This is a genomic window from Actinophytocola sp. (assembly GCF_045807065.1).
GTDB lineage: Bacteria > Actinomycetota > Actinomycetes > Mycobacteriales > Pseudonocardiaceae > Actinophytocola.
On the sequence record NZ_JBJMIE010000315.1, the window covers coordinates 1 to 18,044 of the forward strand.

At 68.4% G+C, this 18,044-nt stretch carries 23 protein-coding genes and 1 pseudogene; 14 read left to right on the plus strand and 10 right to left on the minus strand.

Annotated elements, in window-relative coordinates; genetic code table 11:
- Positions 1-205: 205 nt before the first annotated feature.
- From ACJ73U_RS18150 to ACJ73U_RS18190, 9 genes are all read left to right on the plus strand, one after another.
- Positions 206-634: a hypothetical protein gene (locus ACJ73U_RS18150; RefSeq protein ID WP_407778825.1), complete on the plus strand. Its 429-nt coding sequence runs from the start codon at positions 206-208 to the stop codon at positions 632-634.
- A 164-nt stretch (positions 635-798) separates the two neighbouring features.
- A complete protein-coding gene (locus tag ACJ73U_RS18155; RefSeq protein WP_407778826.1) occupies positions 799-1,980 on the plus strand; it encodes an NAD(P)/FAD-dependent oxidoreductase in 1,182 nt (393 codons plus the stop codon).
- Between the two features lie 180 nt (positions 1,981-2,160).
- A complete protein-coding gene (locus tag ACJ73U_RS18160) occupies positions 2,161-2,571 on the plus strand; it encodes a TlpA family protein disulfide reductase (protein ID WP_407778827.1) in 411 nt (136 codons plus the stop codon).
- Positions 2,572-2,589: 18 nt separating this feature from the next.
- Positions 2,590-2,997 (plus strand): hypothetical protein, encoded by a 408-nt coding sequence (locus tag ACJ73U_RS18165; RefSeq protein WP_407778828.1) that lies wholly within the window; start codon positions 2,590-2,592, stop codon positions 2,995-2,997.
- A gap of 77 nt (positions 2,998-3,074) precedes the next feature.
- On the plus strand, positions 3,075-3,704 hold the full coding sequence (locus tag ACJ73U_RS18170) for a DUF305 domain-containing protein (RefSeq protein WP_407778829.1): 630 nt from the start codon (positions 3,075-3,077) through the stop codon (positions 3,702-3,704).
- A gap of 79 nt (positions 3,705-3,783) precedes the next feature.
- The gene (locus ACJ73U_RS18175; protein ID WP_407778830.1) at positions 3,784-4,149 is read left to right on the plus strand and encodes a BlaI/MecI/CopY family transcriptional regulator; all 366 of its coding nucleotides are present in this window, start codon (positions 3,784-3,786) and stop codon (positions 4,147-4,149) included.
- Positions 4,146-5,099 carry a M56 family metallopeptidase gene (locus ACJ73U_RS18180; protein WP_407778831.1) on the plus strand — a complete coding sequence of 318 codons (954 nt, stop codon included), beginning with the start codon at positions 4,146-4,148 and terminating at the stop codon, positions 5,097-5,099. Before ACJ73U_RS18175 ends, ACJ73U_RS18180 begins: the two co-directional genes overlap by 4 nt.
- 33 nt (positions 5,100-5,132) lie before the next feature.
- The gene (locus ACJ73U_RS18185) at positions 5,133-5,603 is read left to right on the plus strand and encodes a multicopper oxidase domain-containing protein (RefSeq protein ID WP_407778832.1); all 471 of its coding nucleotides are present in this window, start codon (positions 5,133-5,135) and stop codon (positions 5,601-5,603) included.
- A 246-nt stretch (positions 5,604-5,849) separates the two neighbouring features.
- Positions 5,850-6,518 carry a proton-conducting transporter membrane subunit gene (locus ACJ73U_RS18190; protein WP_407778833.1) on the plus strand — a complete coding sequence of 223 codons (669 nt, stop codon included), beginning with the start codon at positions 5,850-5,852 and terminating at the stop codon, positions 6,516-6,518.
- 196 nt (positions 6,519-6,714) lie between these two features.
- Here ACJ73U_RS18190 and ACJ73U_RS18195 read toward each other — a convergent pair whose 3' ends face one another.
- On the minus strand, positions 6,715-6,969 hold the full coding sequence (locus ACJ73U_RS18195; RefSeq protein ID WP_407778834.1) for a hypothetical protein: 255 nt from the start codon (positions 6,967-6,969) through the stop codon (positions 6,715-6,717).
- An 18-nt stretch (positions 6,970-6,987) separates the two neighbouring features.
- Here ACJ73U_RS18195 and ACJ73U_RS18200 point away from each other — a divergent pair, with 18 nt between their 5' ends.
- Together ACJ73U_RS18200 and ACJ73U_RS18205 are read left to right on the plus strand one after the other, a co-directional pair.
- Positions 6,988-8,019, plus strand: coding sequence for an LVIVD repeat-containing protein (locus ACJ73U_RS18200; protein ID WP_407778835.1), 1,032 nt, complete (start codon positions 6,988-6,990; stop codon positions 8,017-8,019).
- 19 nt (positions 8,020-8,038) lie between these two features.
- Positions 8,039-9,403, plus strand: coding sequence for a hypothetical protein (locus tag ACJ73U_RS18205; protein WP_407778836.1), 1,365 nt, complete (start codon positions 8,039-8,041; stop codon positions 9,401-9,403).
- Positions 9,404-9,450: 47 nt separating this feature from the next.
- On the opposite strand, the gene ACJ73U_RS18210 is transcribed toward ACJ73U_RS18205, so the two are convergent.
- The 7 genes and pseudogenes from ACJ73U_RS18210 to ACJ73U_RS18240 all read right to left on the minus strand — a co-directional run bounded on the left by ACJ73U_RS18210 (position 9,451) and on the right by ACJ73U_RS18240 (position 13,403).
- The gene (locus tag ACJ73U_RS18210) at positions 9,451-9,627 is read right to left on the minus strand and encodes a hypothetical protein (RefSeq protein ID WP_407778837.1); all 177 of its coding nucleotides are present in this window, start codon (positions 9,625-9,627) and stop codon (positions 9,451-9,453) included.
- A gap of 348 nt (positions 9,628-9,975) precedes the next feature.
- Entirely contained in the window at positions 9,976-10,539 is a 564-nt protein-coding gene (locus tag ACJ73U_RS18215; RefSeq protein ID WP_407778838.1) for a hypothetical protein, read from the minus strand.
- A 163-nt stretch (positions 10,540-10,702) separates the two neighbouring features.
- Positions 10,703-11,060, minus strand: a pseudogene (locus tag ACJ73U_RS18220) (class I SAM-dependent methyltransferase); the annotation flags it as partial.
- Positions 11,053-11,463 carry a hypothetical protein gene (locus ACJ73U_RS18225; protein WP_407778839.1) on the minus strand — a complete coding sequence of 137 codons (411 nt, stop codon included), beginning with the start codon at positions 11,461-11,463 and terminating at the stop codon, positions 11,053-11,055. The gene ACJ73U_RS18225 and the pseudogene ACJ73U_RS18220, both read right to left, overlap by 8 nt.
- Positions 11,464-11,872: 409 nt before the next feature.
- The gene (locus ACJ73U_RS18230) at positions 11,873-12,463 is read right to left on the minus strand and encodes a TetR/AcrR family transcriptional regulator (RefSeq protein ID WP_407778840.1); all 591 of its coding nucleotides are present in this window, start codon (positions 12,461-12,463) and stop codon (positions 11,873-11,875) included.
- A gap of 35 nt (positions 12,464-12,498) precedes the next feature.
- Positions 12,499-12,981 carry a hypothetical protein gene (locus ACJ73U_RS18235; protein ID WP_407778841.1) on the minus strand — a complete coding sequence of 161 codons (483 nt, stop codon included), beginning with the start codon at positions 12,979-12,981 and terminating at the stop codon, positions 12,499-12,501.
- Positions 12,982-13,022: 41 nt separating this feature from the next.
- A complete protein-coding gene (locus ACJ73U_RS18240; RefSeq protein WP_407778842.1) occupies positions 13,023-13,403 on the minus strand; it encodes a BlaI/MecI/CopY family transcriptional regulator in 381 nt (126 codons plus the stop codon).
- Positions 13,404-14,057: 654 nt separating this feature from the next.
- Between ACJ73U_RS18240 and ACJ73U_RS18245 the strand changes: the two genes are divergently transcribed.
- Genes ACJ73U_RS18245 through ACJ73U_RS18255 form a run of 3 tightly spaced genes read left to right on the plus strand, consistent with a single transcriptional unit; the run spans position 14,058 to position 16,589 of the window.
- Positions 14,058-14,645, plus strand: coding sequence for a PLP-dependent transferase (locus ACJ73U_RS18245; protein ID WP_407778843.1), 588 nt, complete (start codon positions 14,058-14,060; stop codon positions 14,643-14,645).
- On the plus strand, positions 14,620-15,603 hold the full coding sequence (locus ACJ73U_RS18250; RefSeq protein WP_407778844.1) for a GlxA family transcriptional regulator: 984 nt from the start codon (positions 14,620-14,622) through the stop codon (positions 15,601-15,603). Before ACJ73U_RS18245 ends, ACJ73U_RS18250 begins: the two co-directional genes overlap by 26 nt.
- 53 nt (positions 15,604-15,656) lie before the next feature.
- Complete coding sequence (locus ACJ73U_RS18255; protein WP_407778845.1) at positions 15,657-16,589, plus strand: alpha/beta fold hydrolase; 933 nt, start codon at positions 15,657-15,659, stop codon at positions 16,587-16,589.
- Positions 16,590-16,862: 273 nt separating this feature from the next.
- Here the strand turns inward: ACJ73U_RS18255 and ACJ73U_RS18260 are convergent, their stop codons facing one another.
- Together ACJ73U_RS18260 and ACJ73U_RS18265 are read right to left on the minus strand one after the other, a co-directional pair.
- The gene (locus tag ACJ73U_RS18260; protein ID WP_407778846.1) at positions 16,863-17,273 is read right to left on the minus strand and encodes a group II intron maturase-specific domain-containing protein; all 411 of its coding nucleotides are present in this window, start codon (positions 17,271-17,273) and stop codon (positions 16,863-16,865) included.
- Positions 17,274-17,593: 320 nt separating this feature from the next.
- Positions 17,594-17,995: a hypothetical protein gene (locus tag ACJ73U_RS18265; RefSeq protein WP_407778847.1), complete on the minus strand. Its 402-nt coding sequence runs from the start codon at positions 17,993-17,995 to the stop codon at positions 17,594-17,596.
- Between the last annotated feature and the right edge of the window lie 49 nt (positions 17,996-18,044).

Genomic DNA, 18,044 nt, shown 5'->3' on the forward strand with positions numbered 1-18,044 from the left:
AAACACTAACACTACACCAAGCTCTACCTAAAAATCCACAACGGCGCGTTCAACCTCGTCGCCGGCATCACCCCGGAGATGACGGACTGACCGTGATGTCGCCGGTCGTCCCTGACGGCCGGCGACATCACGGCGAGCGGACCACGTCCTGTCCCACCGATACGAAGATGGGCATCGGGGCAGGTGACGCGTTACAGTGGTCGACATGTTCGCCCCGAAGGTTGTCGCGGCGCGTTGGCTGTTGCTGTGCGCTCTCGCCTTCGGCGTTGTCGGGATGCACCATTTCGCGTTGATGTCCCACCATGGGGCCGAATCGGCGATGGTGTCCAGCACCACTGTGGCCACCCAGGCGCGCGACGACGAGCCGAACATGAAGTCGGTGATCATGCGAATGGCCTCTACGGAGGACTGCTGCCGTGATCACGCTCCCACCGGCACACACAACCCGCTCCACCTCTGCCTGGCGGTTCTCGCCGCAGGGCTCGCGCTTGGCACGCTGCTTGCCCGCCGGCGCCGGTCCGACCAGGACAGTGGCCTGCCGTCAGGGCCGGCCCCGGTACGGAGACAACGACCGCCGAGTGGACCCCCGGACTCAACAGCGGTGCTGACCTCGTTGGGCGTGCTCCGACTGTGACAGACACACGGCCGCATTCAGCTCTCTGAGCTCGAATGCCGGCTGTCGCCTGCTCAGGTTCGTGAACGCACGTCCAACCGGCCCGGCCTGGCAGCCGGCCGCTGGTGCGCCTGCCCGCGTCTCGACGCTGCGGCAGCGCACCGACACCGCATGGAGACTCCCCCATGGCAACGCAAAACCAACACCGACACCCACTGACCGACCTTGCAAGGAAGATCGTCATTGTTGGTGGCGGCATCGCCGGGCTGCGCACCGCGGAAGCCCTCCGCCGCCACCGCTTCCAGGGGTCGCTCATCGGGTTCGGCGCCGAGCCGATCCCGCCCTATGATCGCCCTCAACTGTCCAAAGTGGCTCTTCGAGAGGCCACCTGGTCCGGCGGGGCGTTACCGTCCTCAGCACAGAGCTTCGTGTGGTTCCTCGGCATCGCGGCCGTGGGACTGAGCCTGGAGTGCCGGCGGATAGAACTCGACGACGGACGTCACGTCGACTTCGACGCCCTGGTCATCGCCACCGGCCGGCGGGCCGCGTCACTGCCCCACGCGCCAGAGGTCTTGCGGCTGCGGACAATGGCCGACGCGCAACGCCTACGGTCCGTCCTGTTCACGAAAACTGGGCATCTCGCGATCGTCGGCGCCGGACTCATCGGTAGCGAGGTCGCCAGCTCGGCACGGATCCTCGGCTGGGACGTGACCATCGTCGACGGCCTACCGAACCCGCTGGCAGAAACCCTTGGCACGACACCAGCCGCCTGGGCCTGGGACCAGCACCGCGAACACGATGTCCACCTGCGCTTCGGCATCCCGGTGACAGCCGTGCACCCCGCCGGCGGACACCAGCGAGTGGAACTCGCCGACGGCTCGACACTGGACGCGGATGTGGTGCTCACCGCCATCGGCACCACTCCCAACACGTTCTGGTTGGAAGGCACCGGCCTCGACACCACGGGCGGCGTCCGCACCAACGAGAACCAGCAAGCCCTCACCACCGCCGGCCACCCGGCGACGGACATCGTGGCAGTCGGCGACGTGGTGTCCCGCCCAGCCGGCGCCTGGCACCACTGGTCGACCGCCGCAGCCGACGCCCAACGCGCGGCGGCGGCCTTGCTCGGTCATCCCGAGCCCCCGTACGCACCGCCGACGTTCTCGACCGAGCTCTATACGCACGTGCTACACGTCGTCGGCCACCCACAGGGCACGGAGTCCACAACCAGACAAAACCCGGCCGCCTTCTGCCTGCGCTACCACGAGGAGGGCATGCTCGCGGGCGCGGTGTTGGTCAACCAGCCCGAACAACTTTCGGGTCTTCAGCGCGAACTCGCCGAACAGCGGATCGGTTCCCGGTCGTGACCCGCGAGCTGCCGTGTTCGTCAGCGCAGTCGGAGGACGTACCGACCGCTGTTCATGTCCGAGGCGACGACAAGGCCCCGGTCCAGGGCCACTGCCGCCACTGCGGTCCCCGCGGCGTGTGCGGGGACGCCCGTAGCGTTGAAGAGCGCACCCGCAACCGGGTCGCTGGCGGGAGTCACCGTGCGATGTCTCGGCACCCCTGACGACGTCGGCGCCGCGCTGGCCGACAAGGCGACACTGGTGAACCTCTGGGCGTCCTGGTGCGTTCCGTGTGGGGAGAAGATGCCCGTCCTGGCAACCTACGCCGAGCGCCCAGGCTCGATCCCCGCGTTCGGCGTCAACTTCAAGGAGCCGGCGTCCGCCGGGCTGACGTTCATGGCCGAGATCGGCCTGTGCTACCCGTCCCTCTACGATGGCGACACAGAAGGTGAGGAGACCGTGCAGCAGGCGTTGCGTACACCACCTGTGCTTCCGGTGAACTACCTGGTCCGCCCCGACGGCATCGTCGAACGCGTCACCGACCCTCTGGTGTTCCGCAGCCCGCAGGAGATCCAGTCGATCGTCGACCGGCTCCTCGGCACCTCCTGGTAGACGACCATGCGATCGGACATGAGCAGGCGGACACGGCAGTTGCTGCTGATGTGTGCCCTCGCCCTGTCCGTCATCGGCATGCACCATGTCCCCTTGTCGCCGCACTGCACACCGCACGTGACCATGTCCGCCGGGACACATGCCGCGGGCACTGCGGTGTCCGAGACGATGATCCACGCCGTCGCGGCGGCGCCGGACGCTCAACCAAACAGCGACTCCGGCACGGGCCACGACATGCTGCACCTGTGCCTGGCCGTGTTGTGGGCGGCCGGCGGCTTGCTGCTCCTCGCCTGGCTGCTGGTCGCGGTCGGCGCCGGTGCACCCACCCCCGCCGCCACACTGCTGCTGTGGACACGACGTGTCTGGCGACCACCGGGCACGACGGGGAGATCCCTACTCGCGTCCCTCTGTGTGCTGCGGACATAGGAGATCACTCAGCGTGCATGTGTGAGCACGCGGTGATAATCCATTGTCAACTGACACGCAGAAGAGGACGACATTTCATGAGGAAGTACCTGTTGGGTATCGGCGTGGCCGCGGTCGTCGCGCTGGCCGCCGGCTGCAGCGGCAGTGACACGAGCGGTGGTTCAGGCAGTGACTTGTCCGGGATGGACCAGAGCCAGACGTCCACCGCGGCCGACAGTGCCGGCCAGGCCGAGCACAACGACCAGGACATCGCCTTCGCGCAGGGCATGATCCCGCATCACCAACAGGCCGTGGACATGGCCAAGATGGCCGCGGAGAAGGCCACCAACCCGAAGGTGAAGGACCTCGCCGGCCGGATCGAGGGCGCGCAGGACCCGGAGATCCAGCAGCTCACCGGGATGCTCGACGCGTGGAATGCGAGCATGCCCGGTATGTCGGGCATGCCGACCACCTCCGGCATGCCGGGCATGGACATGTCTGGTGACGGCATGATGACCGACGAGGAGATGGGGCAGCTCGAGCAGGCCAGTGGCGCGGACTTCGACCGCATGTGGGTGCAGATGATGATCAAGCACCACCAGGGTGCCGTGACCATGGCGAAGACCGAGCTGGAGCAGGGCAGCAACGCCGGCGCCAAGGCGCTGGCCCAGAAGATCGTGGACGCCCAGAAGTCGGAGATCACCGAGATGCAGGGGCTGTCGCTGTAGTGGTGGCCGAACGCCGTGTGGGGCATGCTCCCCATACGGCGTTCACCCTGCGTAGCATGAAGCACCTTGAGGAGGTGCCATGCAGGGTCTTGGTGAACTCGAAGCCGCCGTCATGAACGTGCTTTGGGACGCGGGCGAGCCGCTCAAGGTGCGGGACGTGCTGGAGCGGCTCGACACCGGCAAGCAACTGGCCTACACCACCGTGATGACCGTGCTGGACAACCTGCACCGCAAGCAGTGGGTCGAGCGCGAGCGGATCGGCAAGGCCTACGTGTACGAGGCCGCCTTCGGCCGCGAGGACGCTTCCGCGCAGGCACTGCGCGACGTGCTCGACTCCTCCCAGGATCCACACGCCGTCCTGCTGCGGTTCGTCGAGTCGGTGTCCGATGAGGAGACCGATCTCCTGCGTGCCGCGTTGCGCAAGAAGCGGATCCGGCGCCGGTGACCGCGGCCCTGGCACTGCTGGTCGGCGCGATCATCGCGGGCTGGCTCATCCCCGCTGTTCTCCACCGGGTGGACCTGCGGCGTCGTGATCCCCTGTGGCTGATCGTGGCCTGGCTGGTGTCGGCGGCCGGCGCACTGCTCGCGGCCACGGCCGGCGTGGTGCTGTTGCTGTTACCCGGCCACGTCCCGGGCGCTCCCCTGCTCGCCGTGGTGCACCGGTGCTGGTCGGCGGTCCAGCACGGCTCGCCACCCCGCGTCGAGGAGTTCGTCGGCCTGGTCGGCGTGGTGCTGCTGGTCGCGTTCACCGTCCGTCTGGCGGTCGTCTCCGTGCGCGGCCACCGGAAGCGGTGCAGCAAGCGCCAGGAGAACCTCGCGGTGTTGCGGCTGGTCGCACGACCGGTCACCAACCCGTCCGGCATCCTCTGGCTGGCACACGACGAGCCGCTGGCGTTCAGCATGGCCGGCCGGCCCGGCACGGTGGTGGCCACCGAAGGACTCACCCGGCACCTGGATCCCGCCGCGGTCGCGGCGGTGCTCGCCCACGAACGGGCCCACCTGAACGGGCGACACCACCTACTCGTTGCGATCGCCGACGCGATCCGCGTCACGCTGCCGTTCGTGCCGCTGTTCCGCCAGGCACCACGGGCGATCCGCGAGCTGGTGGAACTCGCCGCCGACATCGTGGCCGCGCGGGACTGTGGATCGGCCGCCGTCCGCACCGCCCTGCTGAAGGTGACCGGACACGGCACGCCGAGCACGTCCCTCGCGATGGCCCAGGACGCCGTGGACCTGCGCCTCGCCCGGCTCCAACATGATTCCCGGCCGCCCGGCAGACTGCGCCGGACCGTCTCCTGTGGACTGGCCGGTCTCACGGCGGCAGTCCTGCCGTTCCTCACCGGCACCGGACTCCTGCTCGGCATCGCGATCATCACCTGCCCACTGGGCGACTGAACCACCTCATCTACTAACTCGTATCGTAGATTCGTGAGAGCAGATCACCGTGCCCGCAGCGGTCGCGGCTTCCTCGTGCTGACCGCGGGCGCGGCAGCGGGTACCGCTGCGACCGGTCTGGCCGCGTGCGGCTCCCAAACGACAACCGCGCCGGCCCGGATCGGGCCGACCTCGCCGCAGGTCGCCGCCGCGGAACAGCGCCGGCGCGGTGCCAACACCGCGACCACGCCGGTGTCGCTCACGGCCGCCGAAGGCGCCTACGAGTTCACCGTGCCCGATGCCGGCACCTACTGGTTCCACCCCCACGTCGGCACCCAGTTGAACACCGGCCTGTACGCCCCGCTGATCGTGGAGGACCCAGCCGACGGCGCCGACTACGACACCGAACTGGTCGTGGTGCTCGACGACTGGCTGGACGGGTTCGGCCGCTCCCCCGACGACGTGCTGGCCGACCTGCGGGCGAACGGGACGCCGGGCATGAACGGCATGCCCGGCATGCCGTAGTCCGAGCTGCTCGGCGGCGATGTCGGTGACTTGACCTACCTCCGCATACTCGCCAACGGCCGTACTGCCACCGCGCCGAGGACGCATCCCGCGAAACCCGGCCAGCGCGTCCGGTTGCGGTTGATCAACGCCGGCTCGGACACCGCGTTCCGGGTGGGTGTGCCCGGGGTGCCGATGACCGTCACACACCGATGGCTTCCCGGTCGTCCCGCGGCAGGCGGACATCGTGTTGCTGGGTATGGGCGAATGAACCTCGGCGCGTTCGCCGTGGTCTGCGCACTCCCCCACGCCCGCACCCTCGCGGACTACACCGGGCTGCGCCGCCACCGCCCCTGGCTCGCGGTGAGCCTGGTCGTGTGCCTGCTCGGCCTCATCGGCACCCCGCCCACCGGCGTCTTCGCGGGCAAGCTCACCGTGTTCACCGCGGCCCTCGACGCCCGCCTCGGCTGGCTCGCCGTCATCGCCGCGATCAACACCGTCGCCAGCGTCTTCTACTACCTGCGTGGGTCACTCCGGCACTGCGCACCGATCAGGCACTCGCCGAGCCGGACCGCCCCGCCACCATCACCGCCTACGTCGCCGCACCGGTGTCCATCGCCGTCGGCCTGCTCGCCGGTACGGCACTCGCCCTTGCCGGGATCCTCACCCCCTAACCTGAAAGGAGCTCATGCGACACCTGGCCCCGCTCACTCCCTCCGACGCGCTCGAGAAGTCACGGGAACTGCTCGACGGCACATAGAGCTGGATCGGCTGCCAGACCTGCATGGCCGCCCACGTCGCCGACGCGAAGACGCCGGACTCAGCGATACCGCCATCGCCATGGCACGCGACGCCACCGAGACCGACCAATGGGGAGGCGGCACTGCACGCCTTCGCCGTGCCGAGGAACCTACGGTTGCTGTTAGTACTACCTAACTTAGGGATTCTGTGACGACCGAGTCGGTCAATCGTGCACTTCAGCCCGTTTGTCCGCTCCCACCGGCTGATCGTCTGGTGACAGGATCGGGCGCGCGGTGCAGAATTCGGGAGGGCTTGTTCGCGTCGCAAACGGCGTCAGGGCCGCTGCATATCGCAGAGTCGTCATCGGGGAGGCGTGATGAGGCGGTACTGGTCAGCGCTCCTGGGAGGTCTGTTCAGCTTGGTGTTGCTGGGTTCCGCGGTTTCCGCGAGCCCGGCGGAACCGGATTCGGTGCGGCCGCCGACAGGAACGGTTCTGGACAATTTCACTTTTGTCGGTCATTCCGGACTCGATGGGTTCGGTGATTACGGCGATCTCTCGGCGCACGGCGATTTCGCCTATGTCGGCAGCCGGTGCGCCGCAGCACATCAGGGCGGCGCCGGCGTCCAGGTCGTCGACATCGCGCATCCCCAGCGCCCTCGGCTGGTGAGCAAGCTGCCCAACCCGGCCTTCACCCGGGCCGAGGACGTGACGGTGCTCGACGTGCGCACGCCCTCGTTCACCGGCACGCTCGCGGTGGTCGGCATCCAGGCCTGCTTTGGCAGCGGCCACGAGCAGGAGGTCGTGCCCGGTGTCCGCCTCTTCGACGTGACCAACCCGGTGCACCCGGCCCTGCTCGGACACTGGGACCTGCCGCAGGGCACCATCGGCTGCCACGAGATCGACGCCGTGCAGCGCGCCGACGGCACGGTGCTCATCGCCTGCGCCCGCAACCTGGTCGACCACCAGAACAACAACGGAACGACCGCACTGCACCTGATCGACGCCACCAACCCGGCCAGCCCGTCGACGCTGACCGACTGGTCCCTCAACCTCGACCCCACCCAGGGCGTGGGTTGCTCAGCCACCCAGTTCGCGCACAGCGCCCGCTTCGAAGACGGCGGTAACACGGTTTACGTGTCGTACTGGGACCACGGCACCGTCCGCCTCGACATCACCACACCCGCCACGCCCACGGTCGTCAGCGACACCAAGATCACCCCGCCGGACGAGGACGGCGACAACCACTCGATGACCTTGGCCAACAACGGCAAGTGGCTGATCATCAACACCGAGGACACCTCACCGGAGGACTGTCCCGGAGAGTCCGCGTACGGCGGCTGGGGCGAGATCCACGTTTACGACAACACCAATCCGGCGCAGCCGACGTTCCTCGGCACGTTCTCCACCAGCGACAGCCGCTCGACCCGCACCGACGGGGAGTTCACCGACCACAACACCGAAGTCGCCCCGAACGGCCAGTTCTTCTCCTCCTGGTACTCCGACGGCATCGTGTGGTGGACGATGACCGACCACGGCGTCAGCACCCAACGCGGCCAGTTCACACCACCGCCGACCAACGGATCACCGCCCCTGGTCTGGGGTGTGTACATCGACACCACCCACCACCTGATCCTCGCCAGCGACATCCACAGTGGGCTGTGGATCGCCAAACCCGACAAGCCCGACACCCTCTGACTAACCGGAAGGCAGCCGAATGCGCCGCTCACGCCTGTTCGTGTCGCTGATCGCCGCGTGCGGCATGGCGACCAGCAGCACCACCGCCCACGCCGAGGCTGCCGACGGGCCACCGACCGGCCCGGTCGACGCGCAGAACGTGACCTGGCTGACACACACCGACACCCCGTCCTCAGTGACCGGGCTGGCGTTCATCGACTACCCCGGACGCCACGACTCCGACGTGATGTTCGGCAACGGCCCCTTCGGCCTACGCGCATGGTCACTCGCCGATCCCCGGCACCCCCAGCAGATCGGCGACCTCCCCGCCTCCGTGCTGGCGCTGCCCGGAGACGATGTGAGCAAGGGCTTCTGGGAAGGCGAACACCTGCAGGTCGACCCGCGGCGCAAGCTCGTCTTCGTCACCCGAGATCCCCGAGCCTTCGGTGGCGACAAGCAAACCGGCACCTCTGGCATCTACCTCGTCGATGCCCACGATCCGCGACACCTGCGGCTGATCGGCTTCCACGAGGAACCCGGCGGCCACACCTCGCAGTGCATCAACGACTGCCACTACCTCTGGAGCGGCGGCCCCTCCCACACCGGCACCGGAGACCAGCCGCCGGACTGGCAGGGCCAACCCTCCTGGGTCACCGACGTGAGCCAGCCCAACCACCCCTACACCTTCCCCACACCGGTGGACCTGCACCGCAACGACGGCGTCACCGACTACGTGCACAACACTGACGTCGACGCCGCCGGAGTGGCCTGGACCTCCGGCGCCGGGGGTGTACGCGGTTACTGGACCACGGGAGCGCACTTCGACCCGGTCCAGGGCCGGGTCCGGTTCGCCACCGCGGTCGACCCGATCCCTTATGCGGGCGGGAAAATCATCAGCCCGAACGACCCCGTGTACACCTTCGACCACAACGCCTGGCACCCGCTGCGCTCCATCGGCGGTTTCGCGCCAGGGGAACTGCTGTTCGTCACCGACGAGGACTTCGGCGACACCTGCACCGACTCGGGACGGCTGCTGATCGTCTCGCTGAAAGGCAGCTACGGCGGCGAAGGATGGCGCTCCACACCGGACCATCCCTTCCGGCTCACCGTCGTCGGCGACTGGGGACCGGTCGGCAGTCCAGGCGAGCAACCCAACGCCGACTGCTCCGCGCACTTCTTCGCACCCCTGCCCGGAGTCGGCGACGGCAACATCCTCGTCCAGGCCTTCTACGGCCAGGGCACCAAGTTCATCGACTTCTCCAACCCCCGCCATCCAGTACAGGTCGGCTACTTCTTCCCGAAAGACAGCGAAGCAGCCGTCCCCGCCTACCACGACGGACTCGTCTACGCCGCCCAGTACTCCGACGGCATCGACGTCCTGCGCTTCACCCCACCAGGGAGGTAACACCTGCCATACCCACAAGGAACGAACGGCGACACTCCTTCTGATCGTCAGCAGGCGCAGCGGTCCAGGCGGGCTGCGTCGCCGAGGGTTGAGTTGCCTTCCAGGAACCGGAGCCTGGCGACCTCACGGGCGTGGGGTCCGGTGTAGGCGAGGATGTAGAGGCCGTTGCGGACATCGACCACGTAAACAAGTCCGTTGTGGATGATCGGGTAGCTCCACGTCACCACTTCTCCAGACGTCGACCCCACCCAGGCGCCACGATCCGCACCGGTGACACCATCACGATCATCACCTGGGCGTCGTGAACCGAATCCGAATCCTGGTACCCACAGCGGCTCCGACCGGAACACCTATCCCAAGCCACCGATCAACCTGACCCAACAACTCGACGCCGGCGACTACCGGGTCGTCAGCCGGAACCGGCCCTGCACAGACGTTTGCCCGAGCAGCGGCGAGAAGGGGCTCGGCCCGCTCAGCCAGGTCTGCGGCGCCCCGGTGGCGGTCGCCGAAGGAACCCGGGTGTCAGCCACGGTGGTCATCGGGGCCGATGGCACCTGCCCGGTCCGAGTCGGCTAACTGATCCAGCCCGAATCCATGTTACCTGTGATCTGCCATTGTCCGTCCCGATAGGACAAGCGATACGTCATACCGCGGCTGTTGAGTCCACCCTTGCGCACCGCCAGCGGAACCTCGGCGGTTCCGCCGGAGAACCGCGCCTGTCCGAGCATCGTCAACACGCCACCGTTCACCGTCTCCAGATCCGGACCCGTCACCTCGGCCGCCGTGCGCACGAACTCCACCCGGGAGAACGACCTGAGTGCGGCAGTGAGATCGTCACGCACGGCAGCCGGGATGGGCTTGTCGCAGTCGGTGTCCACCGGAGGTTCGGTCATCACGTCCGGACAGGTTCGCTCCAGCACATAGACCACCGGCACCTTCCCTGGGCCGTTCACCTGCTCGGCCAGCTTACGGATCGCGACTCCATAACCCGAGCCCGCACTTCCACCGGGATTTTCGGCCGTACTGCCGGCCGCAGCGGGCGTGCCCGAAGGACCGACCGGATCCTGGCCGGGCATCAACACCCACACGACGGCGGCCAACGCGACCGCGGCCACCCCCACGACCAGCACAACCACCCAACGACGCGTCTGTTGCATGTCTCCCATGGACTCTGGACGGAACGCGGGACACTCTCGTTGCACGGAAGACACAAAGACTCGTTCAAATGACGCAGTTCGGATCGCGCGACCCAACGAAGGAGCGCAACCGGAGGTATGTGTGTGGGGCGTATACGATCCAGCGGTCGCTGGCCACGTGGGCGGCTAGGACGAGCACCCCGCCCGGCCGCAGCACCCGGTGCATCTCGGGTGACGGCGCGACGCTCGTCGGGGATGTTGCACAGCGAGAACGTGCACACGACCGTGTCGAACGACGCGTCCGGGAACGTCAACTCGTGCGCGTTGTCTTCCCGCAGCTCGACATCGCGGCCGAGGTCGTCGGCCCGGTCGCGGGCAATGGCGAGCATGGCCGGGCTGAGATCGATCCCCGTGAGTCGCACACCGTCCGAGTAGAAGGACAGGTTGCGTCCGGTGCCCACGGCGACCTCCAACACCTCGCCGCTGGCATGCCCGCACGCCCAGGCGCGAGCGTCACCGAAGAAGGTCGGTGTCGGGCACGAACTGCGCACGCAGCCTCGGGTGACTGGGGTTGGCGGAGTGCGCGGCGACGACTCCGAGGGAGTACCAGGAGAAGAACGTGGTGTTGTCGCGGACTTTCGGGTCGTGCATCGTGTCGTTCTCGAAGCCTTCGACGCTGAACGTGGCCAGTTGCCGAGGTTGGGACGGACGGGAGATGTCGTAGTAGACGGGCAGACCGGCCTCGGTCTCGTGGGTCTCGACCAGGAGCGTGCCGCCACGGGTGACGAAGCTTGAGTGGGTGGCACCTTGCGTCGCGGTGGTCTTGCCGAGGAAACGCGGCCGGGACGGGGTTGGAGATGTCCAGCAGCACGGTGCCCAGGTCCCAGTAGGACTGGGTCGCTCGACGCGGGTTGTCGTCGACACGCACAGAGTGGACGAAGTTGTCCTTGCCGTCGGCGTTGGGTTTGATGCCCAGTTCCTTGCAGGTCGTAGACGCGGACACCCTCAGACAGGCAACCTTGGCCGATCCAGCTACCCCAGGTAGGCGAAACCCTCGAACGCATACACATCGGCATTGCTGCCGGTACCCGGGTTGACCTGCCACAGCAGTTCGAAACCCGTGTTCTTCCCGACGGAGCCGGGCACCGTCGGGATCTCGCCCCATCGTGTGCTGGCGCCACACCGCCCGGCATCATCAACGCCGCGGCGAGGACAACGACACTTACACGTCGGATCAGTCCGCGCATCACCATGTCCTACCCCCAAGCAGTCGGTGATGCGCGCTCACTGTGGAGGCTGACCTGGAGACTACTACCGACATTAGGAGCAATGGTCACCGGTGCGACGGCTGAAGCTGCGCCAGCGTGGCCGCGATGAGGTGTCGGATCGCGGCAGTGGAAGAGTGCCCGCCGGCTGTGGACAGGGTGCGGAGGCAGTGTTCGGCGAGTTCGTCCGGTGTGACGTCATCGCGGATCTCACCGCTCCTGGCGCCCTCAGAGATCAGGACGCGGATCTGGTCGTGAAGCTGCCGCCGTGCGTCGACAAGGCCCTCACCGCGGTGCAAGGACGCGCCACGCTCCGTGGCGTGGTGCTCGTGCGTTTGATGGACGATCGCCGCATAGGCGCGCAATACGGCGCCCAACCGCTGCATGACCGCCCCCGATTGCTCGGCGACATCGTCGAGGTAGGCGAGGTGGTTGGCGATCTGACGGTCGTGCCACGCTCGCATGATCGCTTCGAGGTCCGAGAAGTGCGTGTACAGTCGGGCCTTCGCCATTCCGGCCTTCGCCGCGATCGCCGGCATGGTCACCGCGTTGAGCCCATGCTCGGCGACGACAGCTGCCGTGGCGTCCAGGATCGCCTCGCGTATGTCACGCCTGTGCGTTTCGACGCTCTCGGCCCATGACCTGTGCACCTTGTTCACGGCCCCTTTCTGTTGGTACCGCTGATGGATTGTAGTCAGCCGCAGCAAGACCGGAGGGCCATGCACACCTCGAGCATGAGCAGGCCGTAGCCGACGATCAGCGCGAGCCCGGGGAGGCTGGTAAGCACCACGGCAGACCGCATTGAGGTGCGAGACACCGGACGCCGGCCCGTTTCCAGCTGGGTCACCCTTGCCGCCAGCAAAGCCGGGCCGCCCATCGTGGCCAGCGCGGTCCTCGCGGCCTGTTCGGGGGCACCCGTGGCCTTGAAGAGCGCGCCCGCGGCCGGCGACGCCGCCGCGACTCGATGGTCCGTGAGCCAGACCGCCAAACCGATGCCACGGCGACACTGGCGGCAGAGGGCGACAACACCGGCCACGGTCGCGCCACCCCAGAGCAGCACCATCAACGCCGCCAGCAAGACCTGCGCGAAACCCACCACGGGCGCCTCGCCCGCCACGAGCGTGGCCGCGGAGCCGCTGAGCATGATGATCCCGGATAACGCGGCCCACGCGAGCATGCCCAGCAGGGTCGCGTGACCGACCGCCCGAGTGCGCCTCATCAGGTCCCCCCGCCACCCATCAGTCGGCGCAGCCGTGCACGCAGCGCCGGGTCAGCGTCCGCCTGCTTGACGAAGTAGGCGATCGCGGCGTCGCCGTGGTCTCGCACGACGTCCCGCACCGCCAGCTCGGCGGCGTCGCTGACCGCCGCGCGGTAAGCGTAGCCGCGGCCCGCGGTCGTGCGAGTAGCCGCGCCTCGTTCGGCCAGCCGGGACAGCACCGTCATCACCGTCGTGTACGCCAGCGGTTCGGCACGCCCGTCGTTGAGCCGGTCGAGCACCGCCCGCACCGGCAACGACTCACCGGCAGCCCACAGCACCTCCATCACCTCCGCTCCCAGAGGTCCGAGGAGCTTGCCGATCCCGTTGCCGTCCGTAACCATCAACAGCATTATCTACTACACGCGGATCGTAGGCCACAATTACACCAACCAGCCGGCAAGCAAACGCGAGAGGCTGAGCAGGCCCCCTGCGGGACCCACCCAGCCAGATGCGGCAGCCGGCGAGGGGGCGTAACGGCATGCTCGCACGGTAGCTCGCCCGCCAGGGGATGCGCTGGCGGGGCGAACGCGGTGCACTTCGCGCCCCGCCCGGCGGAGTTCATCGGCGTCGATGTCAACGGCCGAGAGCCTGCGCGAGTGCGAGCGGCAGGTGAAGGCCCCCTGCGACACACGGCGGAGGGGTCGTTGCAACACCGTTGATCAACTGGCGGTGAGGCAGCTGCCTGCGAGGGCGACGTGGCTCGACTCGTGGTAAGGGTCGGACTCCTCCTCGAAGGAGGCCTCCCGGAACTCGTCGGGATTGGACCGAGACGACGTCCTGCTCGGTCAACAATGTGACAGCCATGTGGATCTCCTCACGTCGACGTGTTCGGGGTTCGTCCTGCAGCAGAACCGACAGCCGCATTCCCCTCCGGTGCGCCAAAGGTGCGGGTGTCCGCTTCAGGTTTCCTTCAGGTCACCGTCTCGACCTCGCCGATCACACGCGTCCACAGCGAACGGTCCACCACGACCGAGTTCTCGTTCTAGATTGGACCCGTGACCACAGCACGAATGGAGACCGTCGGCACCGGGCGTGGCGGCGGCGAGCACGAGTACTCGCGCAACGAGGGCACCCCGACCCGGGAGGCGCCGGAGCAGGTCGCCGGACAGGTCGAGGGCGGGGCGGCGACGGCGTGCGCGTCCGGCATGGGTGCGGTGGCGGCCACCGTGGACCCGCGGGACGTCGCCGACACCGACGCCACGCTCGCCGCCGTCGAGGCAGCCGCACGCCCGCGCACCAACCGCGTGCTCGCGGACGCCACGCCGGACGGGATGGCGGCGTTTCTCGCCGTGCGCGCCATGGCGCTGCGCCGCCGGCCTGCGCGGGAGTCGGCCGGGGTGCTGGCGGAACGGCTGGAGCAGCACCCGGAGCTGGCCCGCGTCCGGTACCCGGGCCTGCCGACCGGCCCCGACCACGAGCGGGCGGCGGCGCGGCTGCCCGGGTTCGGGGCGAAGCTGTCGTTCGAGGTCGCGGGCGGTGCCGGGGCCGACGAGCACGTGCCGCCGTCATTGCTGCGGCTGTCCGTGGGCTGCGCGCACGTCGAGGACCTGGGGGCGGATGTCGATGCCGAACTCACCCGCTGACCGGACCCGTCTCGTCGTCATCCTGTTCGACGGGGCGTCGCTCGGCATCATGTCGTTCGCGTTCGGGGTGTTCGACCTGGCCGTGCACTACGGCGCCATGCCGGAGCTGGACGTCCGGGTGGTGGCGGGCGAGCCGGACGCGGTGATGGGTGGCGGTGGCCTCGCCACGGCGCTGCCCCACGACCTCGCCGCCATCGAAGCGGCGGACCTGATCATCGTGCCGAACTGGCGGTCGCCGACGCAGCGGCCACCGGAGCCGGTGCTGGAGGCGCTGCGGTACACCCACGCGCGGGGCGGCCGGATCGCGGGCCTGTGCAGTGGCGCGTTCGTGCTGGCCGAGGCCGGGCTGCTCGACGACCGGCCGGCGACCACGCACTGGGCCATGGCCCCGCTGCTGGCGGAGCGGTTCCCGAAGGTCAAGGTGCAGGAGGCCGTGCTGTTCGTCGACGACGGTGACATCCTCACCGCGGGCGGCGGCGCGGCCGGCTTGGACCTCGGCCTGCACCTGATCCGGGTGCTGCGGGGCGCGGAGGTCGCGAACCGGCTGGCTCGCGCCATGGTCGTGCCGCCACACCGGTCGGGCGGGCAGGCGCAGTACATCGAGTCCCCGGTGCCCGAGCCGGACGTGTCGGACCCGGTCGGATCGGCCATGGACTGGGCGCTGTCCAGGCTCGACCAGGTGCTGCCGGTCGACGAGCTGGCACGGCAGGCGAACATGAGCAGGCGCAACTTCGACCGCCGCTTCCGCGAGACCACCGGCGCCGCCCCCGCCACCTGGCTCACGCACCAGCGGGTGATCCACGCGCAGCGGCTGCTCGAGTCGACCGGCCTGCCGGTGGACGTGGTGGCCCGGCAGTGCGGGTTCACCTCGGCCGCGGCGCTGCGCCCGCACTTCCGGCGGATCGCGGGTGTCGCGCCGGCCGCGTACCGGGAGACGTTCGGCTGGAAACCGACGTAGGTTGGCGTGATCGCCGCTCACCGCCAGTGCGCGGGCCGCGGAATGCTCTGGGTATGAGCGATTTCCGTCCTTCCCGCAGGGCTCTGTTCGGCTTCGGCGCGTCGACCGCGGCACTGGCGGCGATCGGCACCGGTGGCACTGCCGCGGCGGCCCCCGGCCCGTCCGACGCCGTGTTGGCCGCGTCGCTGGGCCTGCGCACCGGGCAGGCCGCCGGACTGCGCTACGTCACGGGTGGCCGCGGTGAGCCCCTGGTGCTGCTGCCAGGCTGGCCGCAGACCTGGTGGGAGTTCCACAAGATCCTGCCCGCGCTCACGCGGCGGTACCGGGTGATCGCGGTCGACCTGCCCCGGAACACCGCGGGCGACAAGAAGTCGATGGCGGCGGCCGTGCACGGCCTCGTCACGGCGCTTGGGCTGTCGTCGGTGCACATAGCGGGCCACGACATCGGCGCGATGGTCGCGTTCTCGTACGCCGCCAACCACCGCGCGGCGACGAAGACGGTGACGGTCATCGACGTGCCACACCCCGACGAGAGCCTGTACCAGATCCCGCTGCTCATGCCGCCTGGCACGGTGTACCCGTGGTGGTTCGCGTTCAACCAGGTGCAGGGGCTGCCGGAGCAGCTGCTGGCGGGCCGGCCCCGGTACCTGGTCGACTACCTGTGCTCGTTGTTGCTCGTCGACCAGTCCGCCATCGGCGACCGGGACCGCGCGGTGTACGCCGCCGCGTACGCGACCCCGACCGCGATCCGCGCCGGAAACGCCTGGTACCAGGGCTTCCACCAGGACATCGAGGACCAGAAGGCGTACGGCACGATCACCGCACCGATGTTGGGGATCGCGTCGCTCGCCAGCCCGTACCTGGAGCAGGCCCTGACCGCGCGGGGCAGCGATGTGCGCGTGGTGAACGTCCCGTCCTCCGGGCACTTCGTCCCGGAGGAGGCCCCGGCCGCCGTGGTAGACGCGGTCACCGCTCTGATCGGTTAAGTGTCACCGCACGGCGATCGCGGAACAGGCCGACCTGGTGCGCAGCCGGTTAGGCTCTACTCCGCCGAGCCGCCAACACACTCGCCGACGCCGAGTCTGGAATAGCCCACCTCCACGACATCACCCTCGCCGGTTAACCGAATACCGTCGACCCCATCGGAAGATCAATTTACGCGACAGCGCTTAGGTCGGGTGGCGCAGGGGAATCTCACCCCTGGGCTCCCACAGATCCGGGCGTAACAGTCTCCCGTTACCCGGCTCCTGTCGTCCTGGTCACCAGGCGGTGTGGACCCATGCCCAATGGGCGAAGGCCCTGGGGTACTGGCGGGTGATGCGTCGCCAGCAGGCCAGGGCCTTGTGGAGGGGTCGCAGTCGTTTGTATTTCTTGCGGATCCAGCGGATCAAGTAGGCGTTGATGCGGGCGAGAAGCGGACACAGTGCGGTGCGGTAGAACGCTCCGTAGTATTGGATCCAGCCCCGCACGATCGGGTTGATCTGTCGTGCGAGTTCGGCGAAGCTGTGCCTGGTTCTGCGGTGCAGCCACCATCGGCGCACTTCACCGCTGATCTTCTTGAGGGCGTCCTTGCTGATCGCGGGCAGGAAGCTGGTGAACTTCTTCCCCGTCCTGCTACGTGCCTTGCGGCGCGGAAGGTGAACCCCAGGAAGGTGAACGACGAGCCGCATAGAGGAGTCCTCCACAATCCGGGGGGAAGCTCAACAGCGATGTTGACCTGAGGTTTTGTGGCACCCTTCAGTGATCATTCTGCTTGTCCACTTCCGCATGGTGGGCGCGTTGATTTCAAGCCTCCCTCGGTGGCATGTCCGGACGTCAGCTCGAACGACCGCAACGCGGCACGAGCGTGCGTTCGCAGCCACCCGCCTCCGCGGAATGAGTTCGGTACCGCCGTGGCCGCCGAGACGTCACCAAGCGGGAAGTCGGTGCCCACGTTGGCCCCACTCGGGGTGGAGCAGGGCGACACCCGGTTCCATCGCCGTCTCCATACTCACCACCGTGGGCAACGGCTCGATGTCGACGTCGACCAAGGCAGCGGCGTCGTGCGCGCCTCCGTGGTCTCGGCCACCACCACCGCGGTCGGCTGTCCGACGTAGCGCACGGTGTCATCCAGCACCGGGAAATGTTTCGGCCGGTCAGGCCCCAGGCCGGCGCACGACAGTTCCGCTCCACGCGCGTGGTCGACCGTGATGACGTCCACGACGCCGGTCGCGGCCCGCACCTTCTCGACATCGCAACCGCGTACGCGACCGTGGGGAACCTCGCGGCGAAGCACCACCGCGTGCGCTGAGCCCGGCGACGAACCGCCCTCCGGCCGATGATGAGCCGGGCATCCTCCCGCCTCGGCGCCGGTGACCCGACGTGCCTGTGCTTCTCTGCTGACATCGGCCATCTCCCCATGTGGGAATGCCCTCGGCTCCATCCGACTCTGGACGACGCCG

What these genes read in the sequence shown, in the direction of transcription:
- ACJ73U_RS18150 (WP_407778825.1), top strand. Translation starts at nt 206, where the DNA reads ATGTTCGCCCCGAAGGTTGTCGCGGCGCGTTGGCTGTTGCTGTGCGCT.
- ACJ73U_RS18155 (WP_407778826.1), top strand. Translation starts at nt 799, where the DNA reads ATGGCAACGCAAAACCAACACCGACACCCACTGACCGACCTTGCAAGG.
- ACJ73U_RS18165 (WP_407778828.1), top strand. Translation starts at nt 2,590, where the DNA reads ATGAGCAGGCGGACACGGCAGTTGCTGCTGATGTGTGCCCTCGCCCTG.
- ACJ73U_RS18170 (WP_407778829.1), top strand. Translation starts at nt 3,075, where the DNA reads ATGAGGAAGTACCTGTTGGGTATCGGCGTGGCCGCGGTCGTCGCGCTG.
- ACJ73U_RS18175 (WP_407778830.1), top strand. Translation starts at nt 3,784, where the DNA reads ATGCAGGGTCTTGGTGAACTCGAAGCCGCCGTCATGAACGTGCTTTGG.
- ACJ73U_RS18190 (WP_407778833.1), top strand. Translation starts at nt 5,850, where the DNA reads ATGAACCTCGGCGCGTTCGCCGTGGTCTGCGCACTCCCCCACGCCCGC.
- ACJ73U_RS18195 (WP_407778834.1), bottom strand. Translation starts at nt 6,969, where the DNA reads ATGCGCGATGTCGACGACCTGGACGCCGGCGCCGCCCTGATGTGCTGC.
- ACJ73U_RS18205 (WP_407778836.1), top strand. Translation starts at nt 8,039, where the DNA reads ATGCGCCGCTCACGCCTGTTCGTGTCGCTGATCGCCGCGTGCGGCATG.
- ACJ73U_RS18235 (WP_407778841.1), bottom strand. Translation starts at nt 12,981, where the DNA reads ATGCTCGCGTGGGCCGCGTTATCCGGGATCATCATGCTCAGCGGCTCC.
- ACJ73U_RS18240 (WP_407778842.1), bottom strand. Translation starts at nt 13,403, where the DNA reads ATGGTTACGGACGGCAACGGGATCGGCAAGCTCCTCGGACCTCTGGGA.
- ACJ73U_RS18250 (WP_407778844.1), top strand. Translation starts at nt 14,620, where the DNA reads ATGTCGATGCCGAACTCACCCGCTGACCGGACCCGTCTCGTCGTCATC.
- ACJ73U_RS18255 (WP_407778845.1), top strand. Translation starts at nt 15,657, where the DNA reads ATGAGCGATTTCCGTCCTTCCCGCAGGGCTCTGTTCGGCTTCGGCGCG.
- ACJ73U_RS18260 (WP_407778846.1), bottom strand. Translation starts at nt 17,273, where the DNA reads ATGCGGCTCGTCGTTCACCTTCCTGGGGTTCACCTTCCGCGCCGCAAG.
- ACJ73U_RS18265 (WP_407778847.1), bottom strand. Translation starts at nt 17,995, where the DNA reads ATGGCCGATGTCAGCAGAGAAGCACAGGCACGTCGGGTCACCGGCGCC.